The organism is Thermodesulfobacterium sp. (assembly GCF_030445475.1).
In the GTDB taxonomy this organism is placed as follows: Bacteria; Desulfobacterota; Thermodesulfobacteria; order Thermodesulfobacteriales; family Thermodesulfobacteriaceae; genus Thermodesulfobacterium; species Thermodesulfobacterium commune.
In genome coordinates this window covers 15,007-32,090 of sequence record NZ_JASUTP010000009.1, presented here as the reverse complement: position 1 = coordinate 32,090, position 17,084 = coordinate 15,007, and the positions used below count along the sequence as shown (strand labels likewise).

Here is a 17,084-nt window from a genome sequence, read left to right as displayed (position 1 = left end):
CTCACTCCTTGACTAAACTTAAAACCCTTTGTACCTTCTTACGATTACCATAAAGGTCGGTAATCTCTTCTTCTACCAAAATCTGATTCTTTTCTATCTTTAAGATCCTGTAATTTCCTATCTTACTTCCTGGTTTAACCAGATAACCCATCTTCCCTTCGTCCTGAATAAGAGCCAGCTTTTTTCCTTGTTTATCAACTATACCTACTAAACGGATAGAAAGGACATTTTCATGACTTATGGTTTTACCTACTACAGGGGCAACAAAAGGATTTTTAACCTCTTTAGAGTTTATTATATAAGGTTCTTTAGCAAGCTCAACCTTCCAGGTTTCGAGCTCCTTATCGATTATATCGATTAAATTTGCATTTACACCTATTTTGGGAGAAATAGGTTCCTCTTTCTTTTTATCACACCCTATTAATAAACAAATCAACACTAAACTTACCAACCAAACTTTAATTTTCATTTCTTTTCCTTATTCTCTTTAGTTTTCAAAGGTTTACCTGTATATTGAAAAGTACTTAAATTTAATCCAAGGGTAAGCTTCTTATCTTTAACCTTAAACTCAAGTTCATTTATTACCACTAAACGAGGAAGCTTTTGAATCTCGTTTAGAAAATTTATCATGTTGCTAAAATCTCCTACGAGTTCAACAGTAATAGGAATGATTTTATAGTAATCTTTTAGCTCTTCCTTCTCTGGTTTAAACAAGGCTAAATCTAAATTGTTTTTTTTAGCAAGCTCTGCTATCTTTTTCAGGATAACAGGTATCTCCTTTTCATCAGGAAAGATAGTCTTTACCACTTCCAAAAATTCTTTTCTTGCTGCCATTTGTTTGTTAAGAAAATCAAGTTTGTTAACAACCTGAGAATATTTAGCTATTTCTAAATCTAACTTTTTAACATCTTCTTTTAAAACATTTATAGTCTCTTTACTGGGCTGATAATAAAACTGATAAAATAACGCAAGGGGACCTATCACTAAAACAATCAAAAGAAGTATTTTTGTTCTTTTAGGGGTAACTTCATCCCAAGCTTTAAGTCTTTCGATCAAAGCCTTCATCAAAAAATAACCTCAGCCTGGAATTCTACCAGCTTATCTTGTTTTTTAACCTGGGTAATGTTTACCTGTCTTACTATATCCTTTCTTTCCTCTAAGGTTTTTAAATATTCACCTACTTCTTTCATATCAGTACTTATACCTTCTATCTTGGTTTGATTAGAGCCTATCTTTAATAAACTAAAATAAACCTGAGTTTTACCAAGATTACTAAGAACAACATCTAATCTTTTTAAAACCTTTTCTCTATCCTTTTTAAGAGATAAAATGGTTTCTATTCTTGTTTTAACCTCTTCGTTTTCCTTTTCAAGTTGTTCCACCTTTTGAGCTACTGTCTTATATTCTTTAAGCTTAGTTTCTTTAGTCGTTTTCTCTTTAATCAAGTCTTTTTTCTGTTTTTCTATAGAAATAATACCACTTGCCATAACAGATACTACAAAAATAACTAAGGTAATGATAAGTTTATAAAACCTAAAAGGTTCTTTACGAATTTCCTCCTTTACCGTTTCCTTAGGTTTAGGTAAGAGGTTAAACTTAATGATCATATAAATTCCCTCAAAGCTGCAGCTACAGCATTAGCTCCTTGAGTGTTTATAATCTTAAGATAAGTTGGGTCAACATTAGGGTGTATCTCAATCCTATCTTGGAGGTTGATTTTTTTGGTTTCAAGTTTAAGTTTTGAGGTAAAAATCTTTTCTATATCTAAAATTCTTGCTCCTCCTCCTACCAGATATACTGTTTCTAAGATTAAATTAAATTTACCTTGAACAAACTCGATGGTGTACTGAATTTCTTTTATGATTTCGTTGATATAGTTTTTGTAAATTTCCTTTACCTCTTGAAATTTCTCAAAATTAGAAGGATTAACCATAACCATCTCTACCATATCTTTATCCGGAACCAGTTTTCTTATTTCTTTTTTAAGGTTTTTCAAACCAAGATTAAATAGGTCTCGATTGTATAGAGGAATATCTTTGTTAGAAAAAAGAAGTCTAATTTTACTTTCTCCCCAATCGACGATTAACTTAGCCTTTTCTTCCCCTTCTAAAAACTCTACAAGGTTGTGAATATTTATAAAATCTGCATCCATGTTTTTTACGCTGAAATTAAGGCCTTTCAAAAGATTTTCAAACTGTTGAGCTATATCCTTCTTTATAACCAAATAAAGAATTTTATAACTATTTTGCATAGGGAAGATAAAATAACTGTAATAAACATCATCTAAATTATAGGGAATGTCTTCATTAAGTTTATTTCTTATTTCTTCTTCAGAAGGTATATATTGAGATTGAAAAGAATCATATATAAGTACATCATACGAAAGCGAAAGATTAACTTGATTAGAAATCGGTTGAAACACTTCAAAAATATTTTTTAAATTAGTGCTTAGATATTGAAAGTCGTTGATTATTCCGTTTACGATAACATTCGGGTAGGTTTTTCCCTGGATGAAATTAGTAAGGATTATATCGTTTTTATTTAAAACCACCTCTGCTATTTTGATAGAGTATGTCCCTATATCTATTCCTATATAAACGTTTTTTTGAGATTTCTTAAAAGTTAATAAACTTTTCAGATTTTTTAAATCAAAAATTTTATTCATACTTTTATTATAATATTTTCTTTGAATATAAAGTCAAGTTATAACCCCAATTTTCTACAAAAATCGGTTAGTTCTTTATCAAACTTTTCAATCACTTTTATCAACCAAATTTTCAACTCTTTTTTAGCCTTTTCTAAATAACTGTTTATTTCTTTTTTCCAGATTTTTTTTAACCTTTTGTTTTTTTCTTTTATTTTTTTAAAGATATAAATCGGACCTGCTAAAGTAGAGACTGCAGGAATAGCTTTTAAAACTAAAGTCTCAGGGGCTGAGGCTATAGCGATTAGCCCTCCAGCACTAACAACTATACCTGGTGCTACAGTAATAGTTTTTTCTACTATGGTCTCTTCCTCTTTCAATTTAAGTATAGAAGGATTATACCTGTTCTCTTTAGCTAAAGCCCACTCCTTTATTTTTTCTCTTAGGTTTTCTTTAGAAAAGGCATACTGAACATCTGAACCTTTTGTTCTAATTTGTTCTAATATCTCTTTCATAAGATAGTTAAGTACCGTATCAAGTAAAACTTCAGACCTTTCTCGGAGAAGTTTCCTTGGATAATGTTTGACAAACTCTTTTAAAAAAAACATATCTAAATCTTTATCTAAAAAATAAAAAATTTCACTTTTAATCAACTCAACTTCTTTGTCTATGTCTTTATCAAGTTGACTTTCTATGTTCTTTATAGTCTCTTTCTTTAACATATAAGAGCACTCTTTAAATTATCGATTTTTTTAAGCTCACCTTCGATCAAGTTTATATTCTTTTCTAACATAAGAATTTCATAATCTATAAGTTCGTTTGATTTTAACTCTTGTCTTAATTTTTCCAAACCTCTTCTTTTTTCTTCTAAAATTAACGTAATCCTTTTTTTGTAAAAATCAAAAGCACTGTAAAACTCTTCTCTCAATTTCTCGATGATTTCCACAAAATTTTCTATCAGACTGTTTTTCAAAGTCTTAAAAAACATATTTTCATCTAATACCTCTTTAGTCCCTACAACCATCCTTTTTATACGCCCAGATTTAAACCATTTCCAAGGCTTAAGAAAATTCCAATTTTCAAAAAGATTTTCTATCCTTTCCTCTACGATTTCTTCCCTTTTTACCACCCTCTTTTTACAGCTCTCTTCTATGGCCTTAAAATCTATTTTGGGCAAATTTATGTTATATTCCTCTTTAAACTGTTCTCCTATTTGTTTTAGCTTTTCTTTAAAAAATTCCGTAATCTTTTGCAGGTTTTCTCTCACTATCTGATCTAAATCATTTTCAGCATCCCGATAATACTTCCTCAATTCTTCTAAATCGGAACTTTTTAAAAAAAGTTCATAGTAATTAAACTTAAACTCATTTAAAGTAGTCTCTATAGGAGAATGAACCCCCCTAAAAATGGTCATAGCTTCTTCCAAAACTAAATAACAGTAAGATTCTAGCTTCTTCAAACCCTCCTGTCGTCTTTCTATCTCCCTTAAAAACTCTTCTCGATCTTTTTTCTGACTTTGAAGTAAAGTTATCGTTTCTTGATAATGATTTATCTGTTCTTTATACCCCTCTTTAATAGTCTCTAAAACCTCAGTTAAAATAGAAAAAGGTGCTTCAACCAAAAATCTTTCAAGGTTAGGAAGAAGTTGTTTAAAACCAGAAAACTCTAAAAAAGCTTCTTTTTCATCTAAACCTTCTTCATCTGCCAAATCCTGAAAATAAACTACCCATTTTCTTTTACTCTTATCTTTTTTTATTTCAGCTAAAGATTTCCCTTTATTTAGCTCTTCATAAATAAGTTTTAGAATACTATCTACTGCAAAAATCCTATCAGGAGGTATGATAGAACCATAAATACGCTTAGCCTCATCTAACAATCTTTCTTTTTCTTCATAAAAAACCGCAGCATGGGTTAAAATTAAAAACAATACATCTTTACTCTTTTTGGTAATAACCGAAGAAACAAACCTTTTAAAAGACTCAGATTCTACAGGTTTAATAGGGTGGATAAAAAGGACAGCATTAGCTTTATCTAAAAAGGAAAAAGAAATGTCATATACTCCTCCTACCGCGTTAACCCCTGGCATATCAACCAACCGTAACTCATCAAACTCCCAGTCAAAGGGATATCCAAGCTCTATCCTTATAGGGATTTTATCTTTACTACGATCCATAGCATATTGTTCCAGCTTATACTTGACCTCCTTTAGTTTTTCTATCCCTGACTTTTCTTCTAAATATTTTATAAAGTCATCGTCTATTAGAGGCACTTTGTCATGTTCTAAAATGTAAAGGTCTATCAAAGTTACAGGAATATCTCTGTATTCTTCAGGAATAGAGGCGATAGACTTAAGTCTATCCCTAAAAATCTCTTTGGATTCTTCTTCAAAAAGTTCTACTCTACCTGAGGCGTAAGTAACTCTTAAAAAAGGTTTTTTAGAGTAAAAAATTTCGATAAGTGCACTGGTAGCCTGTAACACATCGGTAGGAAGGATCTCCTCTTTTATCAAACTATTTATAAAACTTGATTTTCCTGCCTTTACCTCACCGGCTACCGCCACAAGAAATTGACTGTTCTTTAAGTTTTCCACCTTTTTGGAAAGACTTTCAAGATCTACTCCGTCGTTAATCTCACCCCTTAAAGACTTGTAGATCTCAAAAGCTTCTATAACCTGTTGTTTATAAAATTTATAATCTGCAAAACCTAAACGAGCGGACATCTTTAATTACCTCTTTATTCTATAAAGTTTTTATTTTAGAATAATGCTCTCTCAACTCATCTAAAAGAAGCTTTAGTCTTCTTGCTATACCCCTAAGCTGAACCTGCAATTTTTCTACCTTTATAGAATCTTCCTGATTGTAAGCAACAATAAGGTCTTTACCTACATTATGAAGGTTTTTCAAAAGACTTTCAAATTCATCAAAATCAAAATCTTGAATCATCTTTTTTAAACTTTGACCTTCTTCAGAATAATACCACTTTCCGAGAGGAAAGGCCTGATAATCTCCCCATCTCTCTGGGTCAAGTCTATCTATACCTTTTATATGAGCCTGCAAACGTAACATATAGCGGTCTATATCCTTTTCAAAAAGTTCAAACAACATCTCTTCCATCTTCTTGGTTTTTACTGTGGAAGCTATGGTTTTCATATAAGAAGAGATAAGCAAGGTTTCATAAGCATTCTCGCTCATCTTATCCATGAGTTGGCTGATCTCGTTTGAAACTTGGGTAATCTCCTCAAAAGCCTCATTAATACTTTCAGAAGTTTTAAGACCTTTGTCTAAATCCTCTGCTATTTCTAATACCTTAGTATTCAAACCTTCAAGCAAGCCAAATATCTTTACCAAAATCTCTGATTGTTCCTGAACCTCTGCCTCTTTTAACTTTTCTATATGGGCTAATATTTCTTTAGCAATGTTATTTATAGCACTGGTGTTCCTTGAAATAGAACCCACAGTCAAAGCAAAATCCTCTGATATTATAGAAGTCTGTGCTACCTGCAAATTCTGGAACTTAATTTTCTCATTAACACTGTCTACCAATCTAAAAACATTATCCACCTGGTCTACCAGTTTTACTGAATAGTCAAGGATCTTGGAAGTAAAGTTTTTCATATACTCTAACACTTTGTCTACTGCTTTAGACAATCTTCCTATCATATCCTCTCTTTCTTTAAAAACAGCTGGAACTTCAACCGTAAGGTCTCCCTCTGCTATTTTATCCAAAACTTTTACTACAGATTCCAAAGGTTGATGAGCTATTTTCATGTAGGTAAAATAAACAGCTAATGCTGCAGTTAAAATACCTCCTAAACCTAAAAATATGTAAACCAGTGTTACCAGTTTAGTCTCAGAAAATATATACTCTACAGGAATAACAATGCTTATAGCTCCTATTACTTCTTTTTCTCCTACATTATAATGACATCTTAAACACTCTATGTTAGGCTTAATCGGAAAAACTCCTCTCAACTCAAAACCTTCTCTTACTATTACCTCATTTCCTTCTTTTAAGACCTTTTTTTCTAATTCATCCTTAGCATAATATTGAGGAGATTCCTTACCATATAACTCGTCTATTTTTTCGTTTCTTATAATTCTAATATTAGGTTGTTGTCTTAAAAATTCTTCTCTAATAATTTTATAGTTTTGTCTTTTATCTCCTACCATTTTGTCAAGAAGTGGTCCATGTTTAATGATTGCATTAGATACTATTTCATATTTTTCTTTTAAAGACTGTTTAGCGTGTTTTAAACCAAAAAAATAGTTAGCATAAGAAGTAACGATGATGGTTAAAATTATCAACACAGAAAAACAAACTACAATGATAGGGATAATCTTTTGATGTAACTCTAACTTTTTATTTAATTTGCTGAACCAACCTTGAGAAGACATGTTAAACCTCCCCTTTATTGACTATTTATCTTTCCAGCTAAAAAATTTCCATATTTTTTATCATGAACCAAAAGATGGCTAACCCACCAATTTTTCAAATGTTTTAAAACCTCAGAAAAATTAACTTCTTCCTGGTCGATTAACTCTTTAAAAGATCTTTTAAAACCTTCGTGTTCCTCTTTATGCTTCTCTATTTCAGGATAACCATACCTTTCTAAAAGTTCTTCTTCAAATTTAAAATGGGTTTCAAAATAGTTATTAAGCGTATTTATCGAGTTTATCAGAAATTTTTTGTCTACCTTAAGTCTTACCGCCTCATATAAAGCATTAACCATGTTAAACATCTTTTTATGTTGTTGATCAATCTCTTTAATACCTGTGAGAAAATTGTCGTTCCATTCTAAAAACGGCACAGTTTTGCCTCCAATTGATGTCTAAAGATTATTTAATAATTAACGTTAAAAATTTTGTCAAATACAAAAAAAAAACAAAAAATTGCATTTTACCAAAATTAAATAGCTTTATCTAAAAATTATTGACATTTCTCGAAAATTTTTTATAATTTTAAAATCATGTATAAAATGTTAAAGACATTAAATTTTTTAATACTTATTTTTTTGTCTATATATTCTCATCTTTATGCCTATGAAGACTTACAGGAAAAACGGTTTAATCTTTGGCCGATTTTTTTCTTTTCTCAAAATTATGAATTAAATTCCACCAGGGTTGAAGCCTTAGGTCCCTTATATCAAAAAACATCTTTTTCTAAAGAAAATGCTACTTCTATAAGGCCTATTACTTCTAAAGTTGTCACTCCTGAAGCAAAAAAAATCTTTTTTATATCTCCTTTAGGGATTTATCAGTCTGATTCCCAAAGTTCTACCTTAAAAATAGTTCCTATAATCAACAAAACTTGGTATAAATACTCTCCTGAAGAGCCTGAAGAAACACAATTTACTTTTTTCCCTTTTTTTACAGGTAAAACCTCTTCAAACGAAACCTATGGAGGTTTTTTTCCTTTTTATGGAAAGATCAAAAATCGGTTTGGTGCTGATGAAATAACTTTTTTTCTATGGCCTCTTTATAGTAAAACTAAATATGAAGAATATACAGCCTACAACATCCTATGGCCCTTTGTAAGAACTATATCTGCTAACCAAGAACAAAACCGATCTCTTTACCAAGGATTTAAAATCTGGCCTTTTTATGGAAACTTCAGAGAAGAGGAACAGGAACGTAAATTTATCCTATGGCCTTTTTACATAAAAGAAATTATTCATTCTTCAGAAGGAGATTCTTCAGAAAAACTGATAATCTTTCCTTTTTACATTCGCGAAAAAAACGAAGATTTTGAAAAAAAGATAATACTTTGGCCATTTTTTCAAAAAATCACCACCCCAGACAACTCATACTCTCAGTTAGATGCACCATGGCCATTTTTCAGAAAAATTCAAGGTAAAGAAATAGAAGGAAAACGTTTTTGGCCTTTGTATGGTTATGTCAAAAAAGAAGACACCTTTGATTCTTTTGTTTTATGGCCTCTCTATTTCTATAAAAAAACTTATATCTCTTATAAAGGAAAAAACTATCAGGAAGAAATACATCGTTTCTTAATTCTCTCTAAAGCTCAAAAAACTTGGGAAGGTAACCAAACAGTTGCCAGAGAGGTTAAAATCTGGCCTCTTTTGCATACTATTTCTCAAGGTTCACCAGAGGGCAAAATCTGGTATTTTCCAGCGATTTTACCTATTTTTGACGAAGGGTTAGAAAGAAACTATGGTCCACTTTTAAAACTGATGGAATACTACAAAAAAGAAGAATATGTTATTTTTAAGATACTATGGGGTCTTTATAGATATGAAAGATATAAAACTAGAAAAGTACAGGAAATAGGCCCTATCTTAAGGATAGTAGATGGTGAGAAGACAGGTTATGTAGAAATTTTAGAAGGACTTTTTGGAATAGGTCAAAAAGACGGTTCAGCTGTTCTCAAAATATTTTATATTCCAATTAAAGAGTAAACACCCAACACATTTAAAAGTCAAAAAAAGGAGGCATTGATGAGTTGTCCTAAGGTAGTTATTTATCCTGGAACTTTTGACCCTATTACCAATGGACACTTAGACATAATAAACAGGGCTTTAAAGCTTTTTGACAAGGTAATTGTGGCAATAGGTGAAAATCCAGCCAAAAAACCCCTTTTTTCTATAGAAGAGAGGTTGATGATGGTGGAGGAAGCAGTCAAAGAACTTCCAGAAGGACATCGAGTAGAAGTGGAAACCTTTTCTGGATTGTTGGTAGAGTTTGCTAAAGCTAAAAACGCATGTGCCATTATCAGAGGTCTAAGGGCAGTTTCTGATTTTGAATATGAAATGCAATTAGCCTTGATGAACAGGAAACTTTCTAACAGCATTGACACCATTTTCCTTTTACCAAGCCTTAAATGGATCTTTTTAAGCTCTTCTATAGTAAAGGAGGCTGCAAGATTAGGTGGAAAAGTAGAAGATTTAGTTCCTAAGATAGTTTTTGAAAAACTGAAAGAAAAGTTCCCTCTGGGGCTTTAAAGCCCTCAGAGGGAAACAGTCTAAAACAACTAAATTTCTTTAACAGTGATAGAACCTGTTGGGCATACCTCCACACAGGTCATGCAACCAAGACAATCCTCTGCTCTTGAAATGACAGGTTTCCCATCATCTCCTTTGTCATAAACCTGAGCAGGACAAGATTCAATGCAGGTTCCACAAGCATCACAGGTGTCATAATTCACGGTAATTTCAAACATGTTGCACCTCCTTTTATGATGATTTTTGTAGGTTAAACTCTTTGGCTTTCTTTAAAAACTTCTCTGTCCAACATTTTACACTAAAAACATGAATATGTGTATAGGCTGCCAGTAAATTTTTAAATAAAATACCGTCTTTTTTTTCTTTAAACCCTACTCCTTTTTCCAAGTCAAAGACGAACTTAACATCTTGATCAAGTTCAAAATCTACAGGTTTTGAATAATGAAATTCATGTCCTTTTATAGAGAGACCTACATCAAAATAAGGATTTTTTTCTTTTACTTTAGCTATTACGTAACCATGTCCTTGAGGGGTAGGTTCTACCTTAAAGGTGATCGGTAATACTTCTGACATCGGATATTCTCTGTTTTTCCAAATTATCTTTTTTCCTAAATACATCAAACCACCACATTCAGCATAAACTGGCATCCCTTCTAAAACTGCCTCTTTCACCTCCTTCATCAAGTCTTTATTCTCGGAAAGAGCTTCTGCCTGAACCTCAGGGAATCCACCTCCTAAATAAAGCCCATCTATATCTTCAAGGGATTTATCTTTAAAAGCATTTATCAATTTAATTTCTGCTCCAAGGTTTTGAAAACTCTCTAAATTTTCTGGATAATAAAATTGAAAAGCCTTGTCCCAAAAAACACCAATTTTAATCCCGTTTAATTCACTTTCTGGTAATTCTTGAGGTGAGAAGGTGAACTCAATAGGGGGGACGTCCTTAGCTATGGTCAAGAAGCCTTCTAAATCAAAATTCTGTTTAATCGCTTGAGAAAGTTCATTCAAAAAGAGTTCTTGTTGATATTCAAAAGAGGTAATCAACCCTAAATGTCTTTCAGGAGGTAAATTTTTAAGTTTAGGTAAAGCTCCTAAAACTTTTACTCCTGTATAATATTCTATAGACTTTCTTATGATATCTTCGTGCCTGGGTCGGGCTATCTTGTTTAAGACAACCCCCTTGATTTCCACTCCCTGTTCAAAGTTTAAAAATCCCTTAACCAACGGGGCTAAACTTCTGGTAACCTTGGTACAATCAAGCACTAAAACTACAGGAGTTTTTAAAACTTGAGCTAATTTAGCAGTACTATAACTTCCATAAACGTCTAATCCGTCAAAAAGCCCTCTATTCCCCTCTATTATCACAAGGTCACTTTGTTTAGCTCCCTGATAAAAAGACTTTAAAACATCTTCTTCTTTAAATAAAAAAGGGTCTAAATTTCTACAGACCACCCCAGAGACTTTAGACAACCAACCTGCATCGATGTAGTCAGGACCTTTTTTAAACCCTACTACCTTTAATCCTAAATCTCGAAAAACATAGATGAGACCAATGGTTAACAACGTTTTACCAGAACCACCTTTATGAGAAGAAATTAAAAACCTGGGAACGTTGAACTCTTTATTCATACAGGGAATATATCATAGATTAAAAAAAATTAAAAGGGAAGAAGTTTGAGTAACTTCTTCCCTTTTATAAATTTTAAATCTCATTCCTTTCTACTTTTTAATCAATACCCCTTGATATTTAACCCTTAACTCCTTAGATTCCTTGACCCCTAAGGCTATTTTATAAAGAATGGTTAAAACAAAAAACCCTAAAGCCCAAATACCGATAGCGATACCTATTTCAGGTAATGTAGGACGATAAGGAGTTATGGTTTCAAATGGAGTAGGAGTATATCCTCCGGTAATCAGACCAATACCTTTGTCTATCCAAGCTGCTATAAACACACTTAAACAAGCAACAGCCAATGTAGTTTCATTCTTTCTCGTAGCTGGAATCACTAAAAGGATTAATGCTATAAAAGCAAGAATATAAGAAGCCCACATAAAAGGCACCCACTCAGCATGTCCCTTTAATCCAGTAAACAAATATTTAATCGGAGCTTGATGGGACTGGATACCACTGTAAAAAGCTGTAAAGACTTCAAAGAAGAAGAAGAGTAAGTTTAAAACAAAAGCATAGGTTACTATCTTAGCCAAAGTCTGTATTGCCTTCTGCCCTGCGTCAAAATTAGCAACTCTTTTTAGCAACAAAGCTAAGATAATAATTAACGCTGGACCGGCAGAAAACGCAGAAGCTAAAAATCTTGGAGCCATGATAGCTGTTAACCAAAAGTGTCTTCCAGGTAGACCCTGGTATATAAAAGCCGTTACGATATGGATACTTGGAGCCCAAATAATAGCTAAGTAAATAAAAGGTTTTAACCAAGAAGGATATTTTGTTCCTTTATATTCAGCATGCAAAACCGTCCATCCACAGAGAAGGTTTAAAAGAAGATACCCAGAGAGAACACAAGCGTCAAAGAAGAAGACCGAGTTTGGAGTAGGATATCTTAAAACATTTAAAACTCTATTTGGTTGACCAAGGTCTACAAAAATAAAAAGCATGCACATCAAAACTGCTGAAATAGCTAAAAACTCTCCTAAAACAGTGATCTTTCCAAACTCTTTATAGTTATGCCAATAATAAGGAAGAACTACCATTACAGCTGAAGCCGCTACTCCAACCAAAAAAGTAAAATTGGCAATATAGAAGCCCCACGAAACATCTCTACTCATACCAGTGATACCTAAACCAATCTTCCATTGAAGTAAGTAACATAAAAACCCTATAAAAATAAGGGTGCCTAAAAAGGCAAGCCATAACCAATACTTTTTACTTCCTGTTAATGCCTTTTCTATCATACTTCTACCCCTCTTTGTTTAAAATTTTCTATCCAATCAAATAAAAAACTGAAGGATAGGTGGTCAATTCTTCTTTTCTTCTAATAGCTAAACGTTCTTTTAATATCTTGTTAATCTCATCGTTTGGATTTTTAAGATCTCCAAAAACGATTGCCTTAGCAGGACAAGCTTCCACGCAAGCAGGTATTTTACCTTCTGCTATTCTTTCATAACAAAAAGTACATTTTTCTACCACACCTTTCATACGACTAGGATATTCAGGATTTACCTTAGCAATAAAAGGTCTTGGGTCTATCCAGTTAAACGACCTTGCCCCATAAGGACATGCTGCCATACAAAAACGACAACCTATACATCTGTGATAGTCCATCATTACAATACCGTCTTCTCTCTTAAAAGTTGCCTTGGTAGGACAAACCCTAACACATGGTGGATTATCACAATGGTTACATAAAAGTAAGAAAGGTGTATCGTGCAGTTTTTCGTTTAAATAATGATTAGCTTCATGCTCAGGAAAAGCATGTTCAAACTTCTCTTCCCAGATCCACTTAATTTCTTTTTTCTTATCAGGGATGCTGGGAACATTATGTAAAGAATGACATACCTCTACACATTTCAAACCACAGGTAGCTCGGTTTTCCTTACATTTAACCACATCAATAGCTAAAGCCCATCTACTACCTTTCAAAGCCTCTTGAGGCTTTGTATAAACACCTCCGACAGCAGCTGAAGCTGCTGTACCTATTAAAGTTAAACCACCTAATTTTAAAAGGTCTCTTCTTTTTATTGCCATTTTTCTGCCACCTCCGGTGCAATGTGACAACTCCAACAATCTGGGTGTGTTACTACAAAATTATGACAACTATCGCAAAACTTTTCTTTGTTATTATGGCATTTCATACAAGTTTTTTGTAAACTAATAAAATATTTTTCTCCATCCTTAGCCACGTATACATGTTTATTTTCACGAATGGCCTGTTTCCTCCAATCATCTAAAAGTTTCATATGATAAGCTCTCATGTATTCCTTAGATTCAATACATTTAGCCTTGTCTTTAGGTAGCTCTGGTTTAGGAATAGCCTCTACCCTCCCCAAATTTAACCACATAGGTATCGTAAAAAATAAGATAAGAACCACTATAAAAATTATCACCTTTCCAGCATTATACATACCATGGCCTCCTTAGGAAGATTTAATCTACACCTTTTACAGGAGTTTTTAAAGGTCTTCTTCTCAAATCTACATCCCTTGACCTCTCTCCTTCAAACACTAAAGCATTGGCAACCAACTCATGAAGGCCTCCTACCTCAACACCAGGAACCCAGTACTGGAAAAGGGTGGGTAAAGCAGCTCTATCTATAGCACAGATACAAACGACATGATTAACCCCATATTCTTTATGCACATATTCTACAGCGTTAGCTCTAGGAAAACCACCTCTCATCCTGATTTCCATGTTTTCTCCAGCATTAAGTCCGGATCCACTTCCACAACAGAAGGTCTTTTCACGAATGGTATTTTCTGGCATTTCTACAAAATTATTACATACATGTTTCAGAATAAATCTAGGTTCCTCAAAAATTCCCATACCTCTTGAAGTGTTACAAGAGTCGTGGAAAGTAACTACTAAGTGATCGTTTCTTGAAGGGTCTAACTTTAATTTTCCGTGAGCAATCAAGTCAGCGGTAAACTCAACTATGTGAATGATTTTGTTAGATTTAGCATGCTCAAAAACTGTGCCAGTAATAGGTGATTTAGGAACTTCTAAGAAGTCGATCGGACCGAAGAAAGTATTATGGTATTGATGCCAGACCCTCCACATGTGTCCACATTCTCCACCCATTATCCACTTAACTTTAAGTCTTTTTGCTTCATCATATATTTTTGAATGAAGTCTTTTGGCCATTTCTAAAGAATTGAAAAAGCCGAAGTTTCCACCTTCGGTAGCAAAAGGACTCATCGTAACGTCTAAGTCTAAATAATGGAAAAGAACAAGATAACCTAACATAGTATAGATACCTGGCTCAGCAAAATAGTCCCCTGATAGGGGAACAAACATAATTTCAGCGCCTTTTCTGTTTATATACTTATCTAAATCGATCTTAATTCCTGTAATCTCTTCAAACTCCCAAACTAAAAACTCCAAGTTTTCTTTAAAAGATTGAGGAGGTACACCTACATGGTTACCTATATAATAACTGTTATGAACAGGCTTAATTCCCCAGTCTGTGCCAATTCCAAGCTCAAGCAAAATCTCTCTCATCATCATGGTTATCTCTGCGGTATCAATCCCATAAGGGCAGAAAACCGAACATCTTCTACATTCTGTACACTGATAAAAATAATAAAACCACTCTTTTATTACATCCTCATCTAACTTTCTAGCCCCAGCTAACCTTCCAAATAGCTTGCCAAAAGTACTAAACTCGCCTTTTATAACAGACCTTACCAACTCAGCCCTTAAAACCGGCATGTTCTTAGGATCCCCTGTACCAAGGAAAAAGTGACATTTATCGGCACAAGCTCCACATCTCACACATATATCCATAAACAACTTAAAAGCACGATTTATTCTCATCCTTCTTTGAAGTTCTTCCTTCACCTTTTCTTGCCAACCATCAGGCAAGGGCCATTTCTCATCATAAGGCTGCCATTTCCCCATGTGGTTAAGATCTAATTCTTCTAAATATTTAGGCTCTACAATACTTAGATAATAACCCTTCCTCAATTCAGGTTTTATTTCCATCCAATCTTTAGCTGGAGTACTGTGCAATTTTACATCAGATATCAATTCGTCAGGCTTGGGAAGACTCATTCTTACCTCCTTTAGTTTATAGGTTTAAATTTTTATTAGGACCATAAATAGTATACCACTCATGCTCTTCTTTCTCTACTTCCTCATCTATAGGAATCCCGGCATTTTCCATAACTTCTCTAAATCTTTCCTGCCATTCTGCATAGGTTAAATGTTTAACCGGATAGTTCCAAGGATTAACATGCATTTCAGCACGATTGTTATTAGGCATATTACGCGTAGGACTAAAGAACACCCCTATCATATGGACAAGTTTACTAAACGGGAAGTACGCAGCTAAAACTGACACCAAGAAAAGATGCACATAAAATATCGTTCCTATTTTTGCCTCAGGAACAGCTGGCTTAAAGGTAGCTAACCCTAAGGTTATTTGTTTGACAGCATATACGTCAATTTTTAAGTTATACCTCATCAAAACACCAGTTATTACTATACCTAAAATAAGAAATAACGGAAAATAATCTGAACCATGAGAAATATAAGAAACCTTAGCGTCTACCAATCTTCTGAGAAGCAAAAAGGAAAGACCTGCAATAATTAAAATATCGGTAATATAAACTGGAGGAACACCAAAACTATGAATAAAACTATCCATATAGTCCAAAAATTGAATTACCGAAGGAACAGGGTTTGTAAACAATCTGAGATGTCTTATAAGAATGATCAAAAAAGACCAATGGAAAAGAATAGCCCCTAACCACAACCACTTAGCAGAACCATAAATAAGCTTTTTTCCCTGTAGGTCAGCCCTAAGATTTCTAAACAAACTTCTAAAGAACAATACCTCTAAAACCATTCTTAAAACTACCTCAAAGGTGTTAAAAGGAGATTCTAAGCGGCTATGCTTTATCCAGGGTAAACTCTTTTGTTGACCACAAGTAGTAGGAATTTTAAATGGCTGAGGAGACTTAGCCCAGTTTAATATCCTGTAAACGAGTCCTACGATGAAAATCAAAAAACATACATAAGGGATTACTGTAACAAACAATCCTTGCAAACCTAAAACCCCTACTCCAACCCAGGGGATAAGAAGCAAGACTAAAAAAATCAAAAAACTCCAGCCTACGTTCATACCTCTCTCCCTCTCTTATTGGTTTATTTTGTCTTCTGCCTCAACTTGAGGCATTCCTTCCATAGGGTCGTAAACTAGCCCTGCCCTCTTTAACAATAAAAAATGATTCCTTTTCCATTCATCATATCTGATCTGATTTAACCTTTCTCTATATTCATAAAAATAGTCAAATCCTTTAATAAGAAGAGCATTTATCTTATCTTCTAACCTTAAAAATTCTTCTATACCAAACCTTTTTAAAAATTCTTCTCCAATTTCTTCTCTTATAATCCCCTTGAGCTGAATAAATAAATTTAAAGCTTTTGAAGGAACTTGTTCTTGGACAGCAAGTAATTGCACAAGCCTTTTTAAATAATAATTAGCTTCTTCCCATTTGAACTCACCCAACACAATCCTTACCAAGCCTTGAAAAGTTTCTTCTATCCTATGCCCAAATGGATTTTGAAAAGGATCAACCTCTCGACTAAAAAACTTCTTGGCCTCTTCTCCTAAAGAGCTTAAAAAAACAGATTTCCACTTTTTAAAAATTTTCTCCTGGTTATCTTCTAAAAACCTTGTTAGTTCTTCAGACAATCTAAGGCCCTCTAAAAGGAATTTTAAACTAAATTTATACCTTCATCTTAATAAAAGTCAATCCTCGTTTTAAAAAGTAAAACTTCCTTTTAGCCTTCTTTTCCGGTTTAAA

18 protein-coding genes are annotated in these 17,084 nt (G+C 33.3%); 2 read left to right on the top strand and 16 right to left on the bottom strand.

Going from position 1 to position 17,084, the window contains the following annotated elements:
• Position 1 precedes the first annotated feature (1 nt).
• The 8 genes from PWP26_RS04485 to PWP26_RS04450 are packed head-to-tail and all read right to left on the bottom strand — an operon-like array spanning position 2 to position 7,451.
• On the bottom strand, positions 2–469 hold the full coding sequence (locus tag PWP26_RS04485) for a pilus assembly protein PilP (RefSeq protein WP_273011061.1): 468 nt from the start codon (positions 467–469) through the stop codon (positions 2–4).
• Positions 466–1,065, bottom strand: coding sequence for a type 4a pilus biogenesis protein PilO (locus tag PWP26_RS04480; RefSeq protein WP_273019862.1), 600 nt, complete (start codon positions 1,063–1,065; stop codon positions 466–468). Before PWP26_RS04480 ends, PWP26_RS04485 begins: the two co-directional genes overlap by 4 nt.
• Positions 1,065–1,607: a PilN domain-containing protein gene (locus PWP26_RS04475; protein WP_287568554.1), complete on the bottom strand. Its 543-nt coding sequence runs from the start codon at positions 1,605–1,607 to the stop codon at positions 1,065–1,067. The genes PWP26_RS04480 and PWP26_RS04475 overlap by 1 nt, the downstream gene beginning before the upstream one ends.
• Positions 1,604–2,665, bottom strand: coding sequence for a pilus assembly protein PilM (gene pilM, locus PWP26_RS04470; protein WP_301399039.1), 1,062 nt, complete (start codon positions 2,663–2,665; stop codon positions 1,604–1,606). The genes PWP26_RS04475 and pilM overlap by 4 nt, the downstream gene beginning before the upstream one ends.
• Positions 2,666–2,703: 38 nt before the next feature.
• On the bottom strand, positions 2,704–3,366 hold the full coding sequence (locus PWP26_RS04465; protein ID WP_301399038.1) for a hypothetical protein: 663 nt from the start codon (positions 3,364–3,366) through the stop codon (positions 2,704–2,706).
• On the bottom strand, positions 3,360–5,363 hold the full coding sequence (locus PWP26_RS04460; protein ID WP_301399037.1) for a dynamin family protein: 2,004 nt from the start codon (positions 5,361–5,363) through the stop codon (positions 3,360–3,362). Before PWP26_RS04460 ends, PWP26_RS04465 begins: the two co-directional genes overlap by 7 nt.
• A 19-nt stretch (positions 5,364–5,382) precedes the next feature.
• Entirely contained in the window at positions 5,383–7,038 is a 1,656-nt protein-coding gene (locus tag PWP26_RS04455; RefSeq protein ID WP_301399036.1) for a hypothetical protein, read from the bottom strand.
• A 14-nt stretch (positions 7,039–7,052) separates the two neighbouring features.
• Entirely contained in the window at positions 7,053–7,451 is a 399-nt protein-coding gene (locus PWP26_RS04450) for a bacteriohemerythrin (protein ID WP_038060055.1), read from the bottom strand.
• A gap of 204 nt (positions 7,452–7,655) precedes the next feature.
• On the opposite strand from PWP26_RS04450, the gene PWP26_RS04445 reads away from it, so the two are divergent.
• Positions 7,656–9,059 carry a hypothetical protein gene (locus PWP26_RS04445; RefSeq protein ID WP_273018984.1) on the top strand — a complete coding sequence of 468 codons (1,404 nt, stop codon included), beginning with the start codon at positions 7,656–7,658 and terminating at the stop codon, positions 9,057–9,059.
• Between the two features lie 39 nt (positions 9,060–9,098).
• Positions 9,099–9,602 carry a pantetheine-phosphate adenylyltransferase gene (gene coaD, locus PWP26_RS04440; protein ID WP_022855046.1) on the top strand — a complete coding sequence of 168 codons (504 nt, stop codon included), beginning with the start codon at positions 9,099–9,101 and terminating at the stop codon, positions 9,600–9,602.
• Between the two features lie 29 nt (positions 9,603–9,631).
• On the opposite strand, the gene PWP26_RS04435 is transcribed toward coaD, so the two are convergent.
• The 8 genes from PWP26_RS04435 to PWP26_RS04400 all read right to left on the bottom strand — a co-directional run bounded on the left by PWP26_RS04435 (position 9,632) and on the right by PWP26_RS04400 (position 16,972).
• Positions 9,632–9,820, bottom strand: coding sequence for a ferredoxin family protein (locus PWP26_RS04435; RefSeq protein ID WP_038060060.1), 189 nt, complete (start codon positions 9,818–9,820; stop codon positions 9,632–9,634).
• Positions 9,821–9,833: 13 nt separating this feature from the next.
• Entirely contained in the window at positions 9,834–11,231 is a 1,398-nt protein-coding gene (locus PWP26_RS04430) for a cobyrinate a,c-diamide synthase (RefSeq protein WP_301399035.1), read from the bottom strand.
• Between the two features lie 90 nt (positions 11,232–11,321).
• Positions 11,322–12,512 (bottom strand): sulfate reduction electron transfer complex DsrMKJOP subunit DsrP, encoded by a 1,191-nt coding sequence (gene dsrP / locus PWP26_RS04425; protein WP_301399034.1) that lies wholly within the window; start codon positions 12,510–12,512, stop codon positions 11,322–11,324.
• Positions 12,513–12,540: 28 nt separating this feature from the next.
• A complete protein-coding gene (dsrO, locus tag PWP26_RS04420) occupies positions 12,541–13,305 on the bottom strand; it encodes a sulfate reduction electron transfer complex DsrMKJOP subunit DsrO (RefSeq protein ID WP_287568570.1) in 765 nt (254 codons plus the stop codon).
• Positions 13,296–13,682 (bottom strand): sulfate reduction electron transfer complex DsrMKJOP subunit DsrJ, encoded by a 387-nt coding sequence (gene dsrJ / locus PWP26_RS04415; protein ID WP_301399033.1) that lies wholly within the window; start codon positions 13,680–13,682, stop codon positions 13,296–13,298. Before dsrJ ends, dsrO begins: the two co-directional genes overlap by 10 nt.
• 22 nt (positions 13,683–13,704) lie before the next feature.
• Positions 13,705–15,327 (bottom strand): sulfate reduction electron transfer complex DsrMKJOP subunit DsrK, encoded by a 1,623-nt coding sequence (gene dsrK, locus PWP26_RS04410; RefSeq protein WP_038060064.1) that lies wholly within the window; start codon positions 15,325–15,327, stop codon positions 13,705–13,707.
• Between the two features lie 16 nt (positions 15,328–15,343).
• The gene (dsrM, locus tag PWP26_RS04405; protein ID WP_301399032.1) at positions 15,344–16,399 is read right to left on the bottom strand and encodes a sulfate reduction electron transfer complex DsrMKJOP subunit DsrM; all 1,056 of its coding nucleotides are present in this window, start codon (positions 16,397–16,399) and stop codon (positions 15,344–15,346) included.
• 15 nt (positions 16,400–16,414) lie between these two features.
• The gene (locus PWP26_RS04400; protein ID WP_038060066.1) at positions 16,415–16,972 is read right to left on the bottom strand and encodes an RsbRD N-terminal domain-containing protein; all 558 of its coding nucleotides are present in this window, start codon (positions 16,970–16,972) and stop codon (positions 16,415–16,417) included.
• Positions 16,973–17,084: the final 112 nt, after the last annotated feature.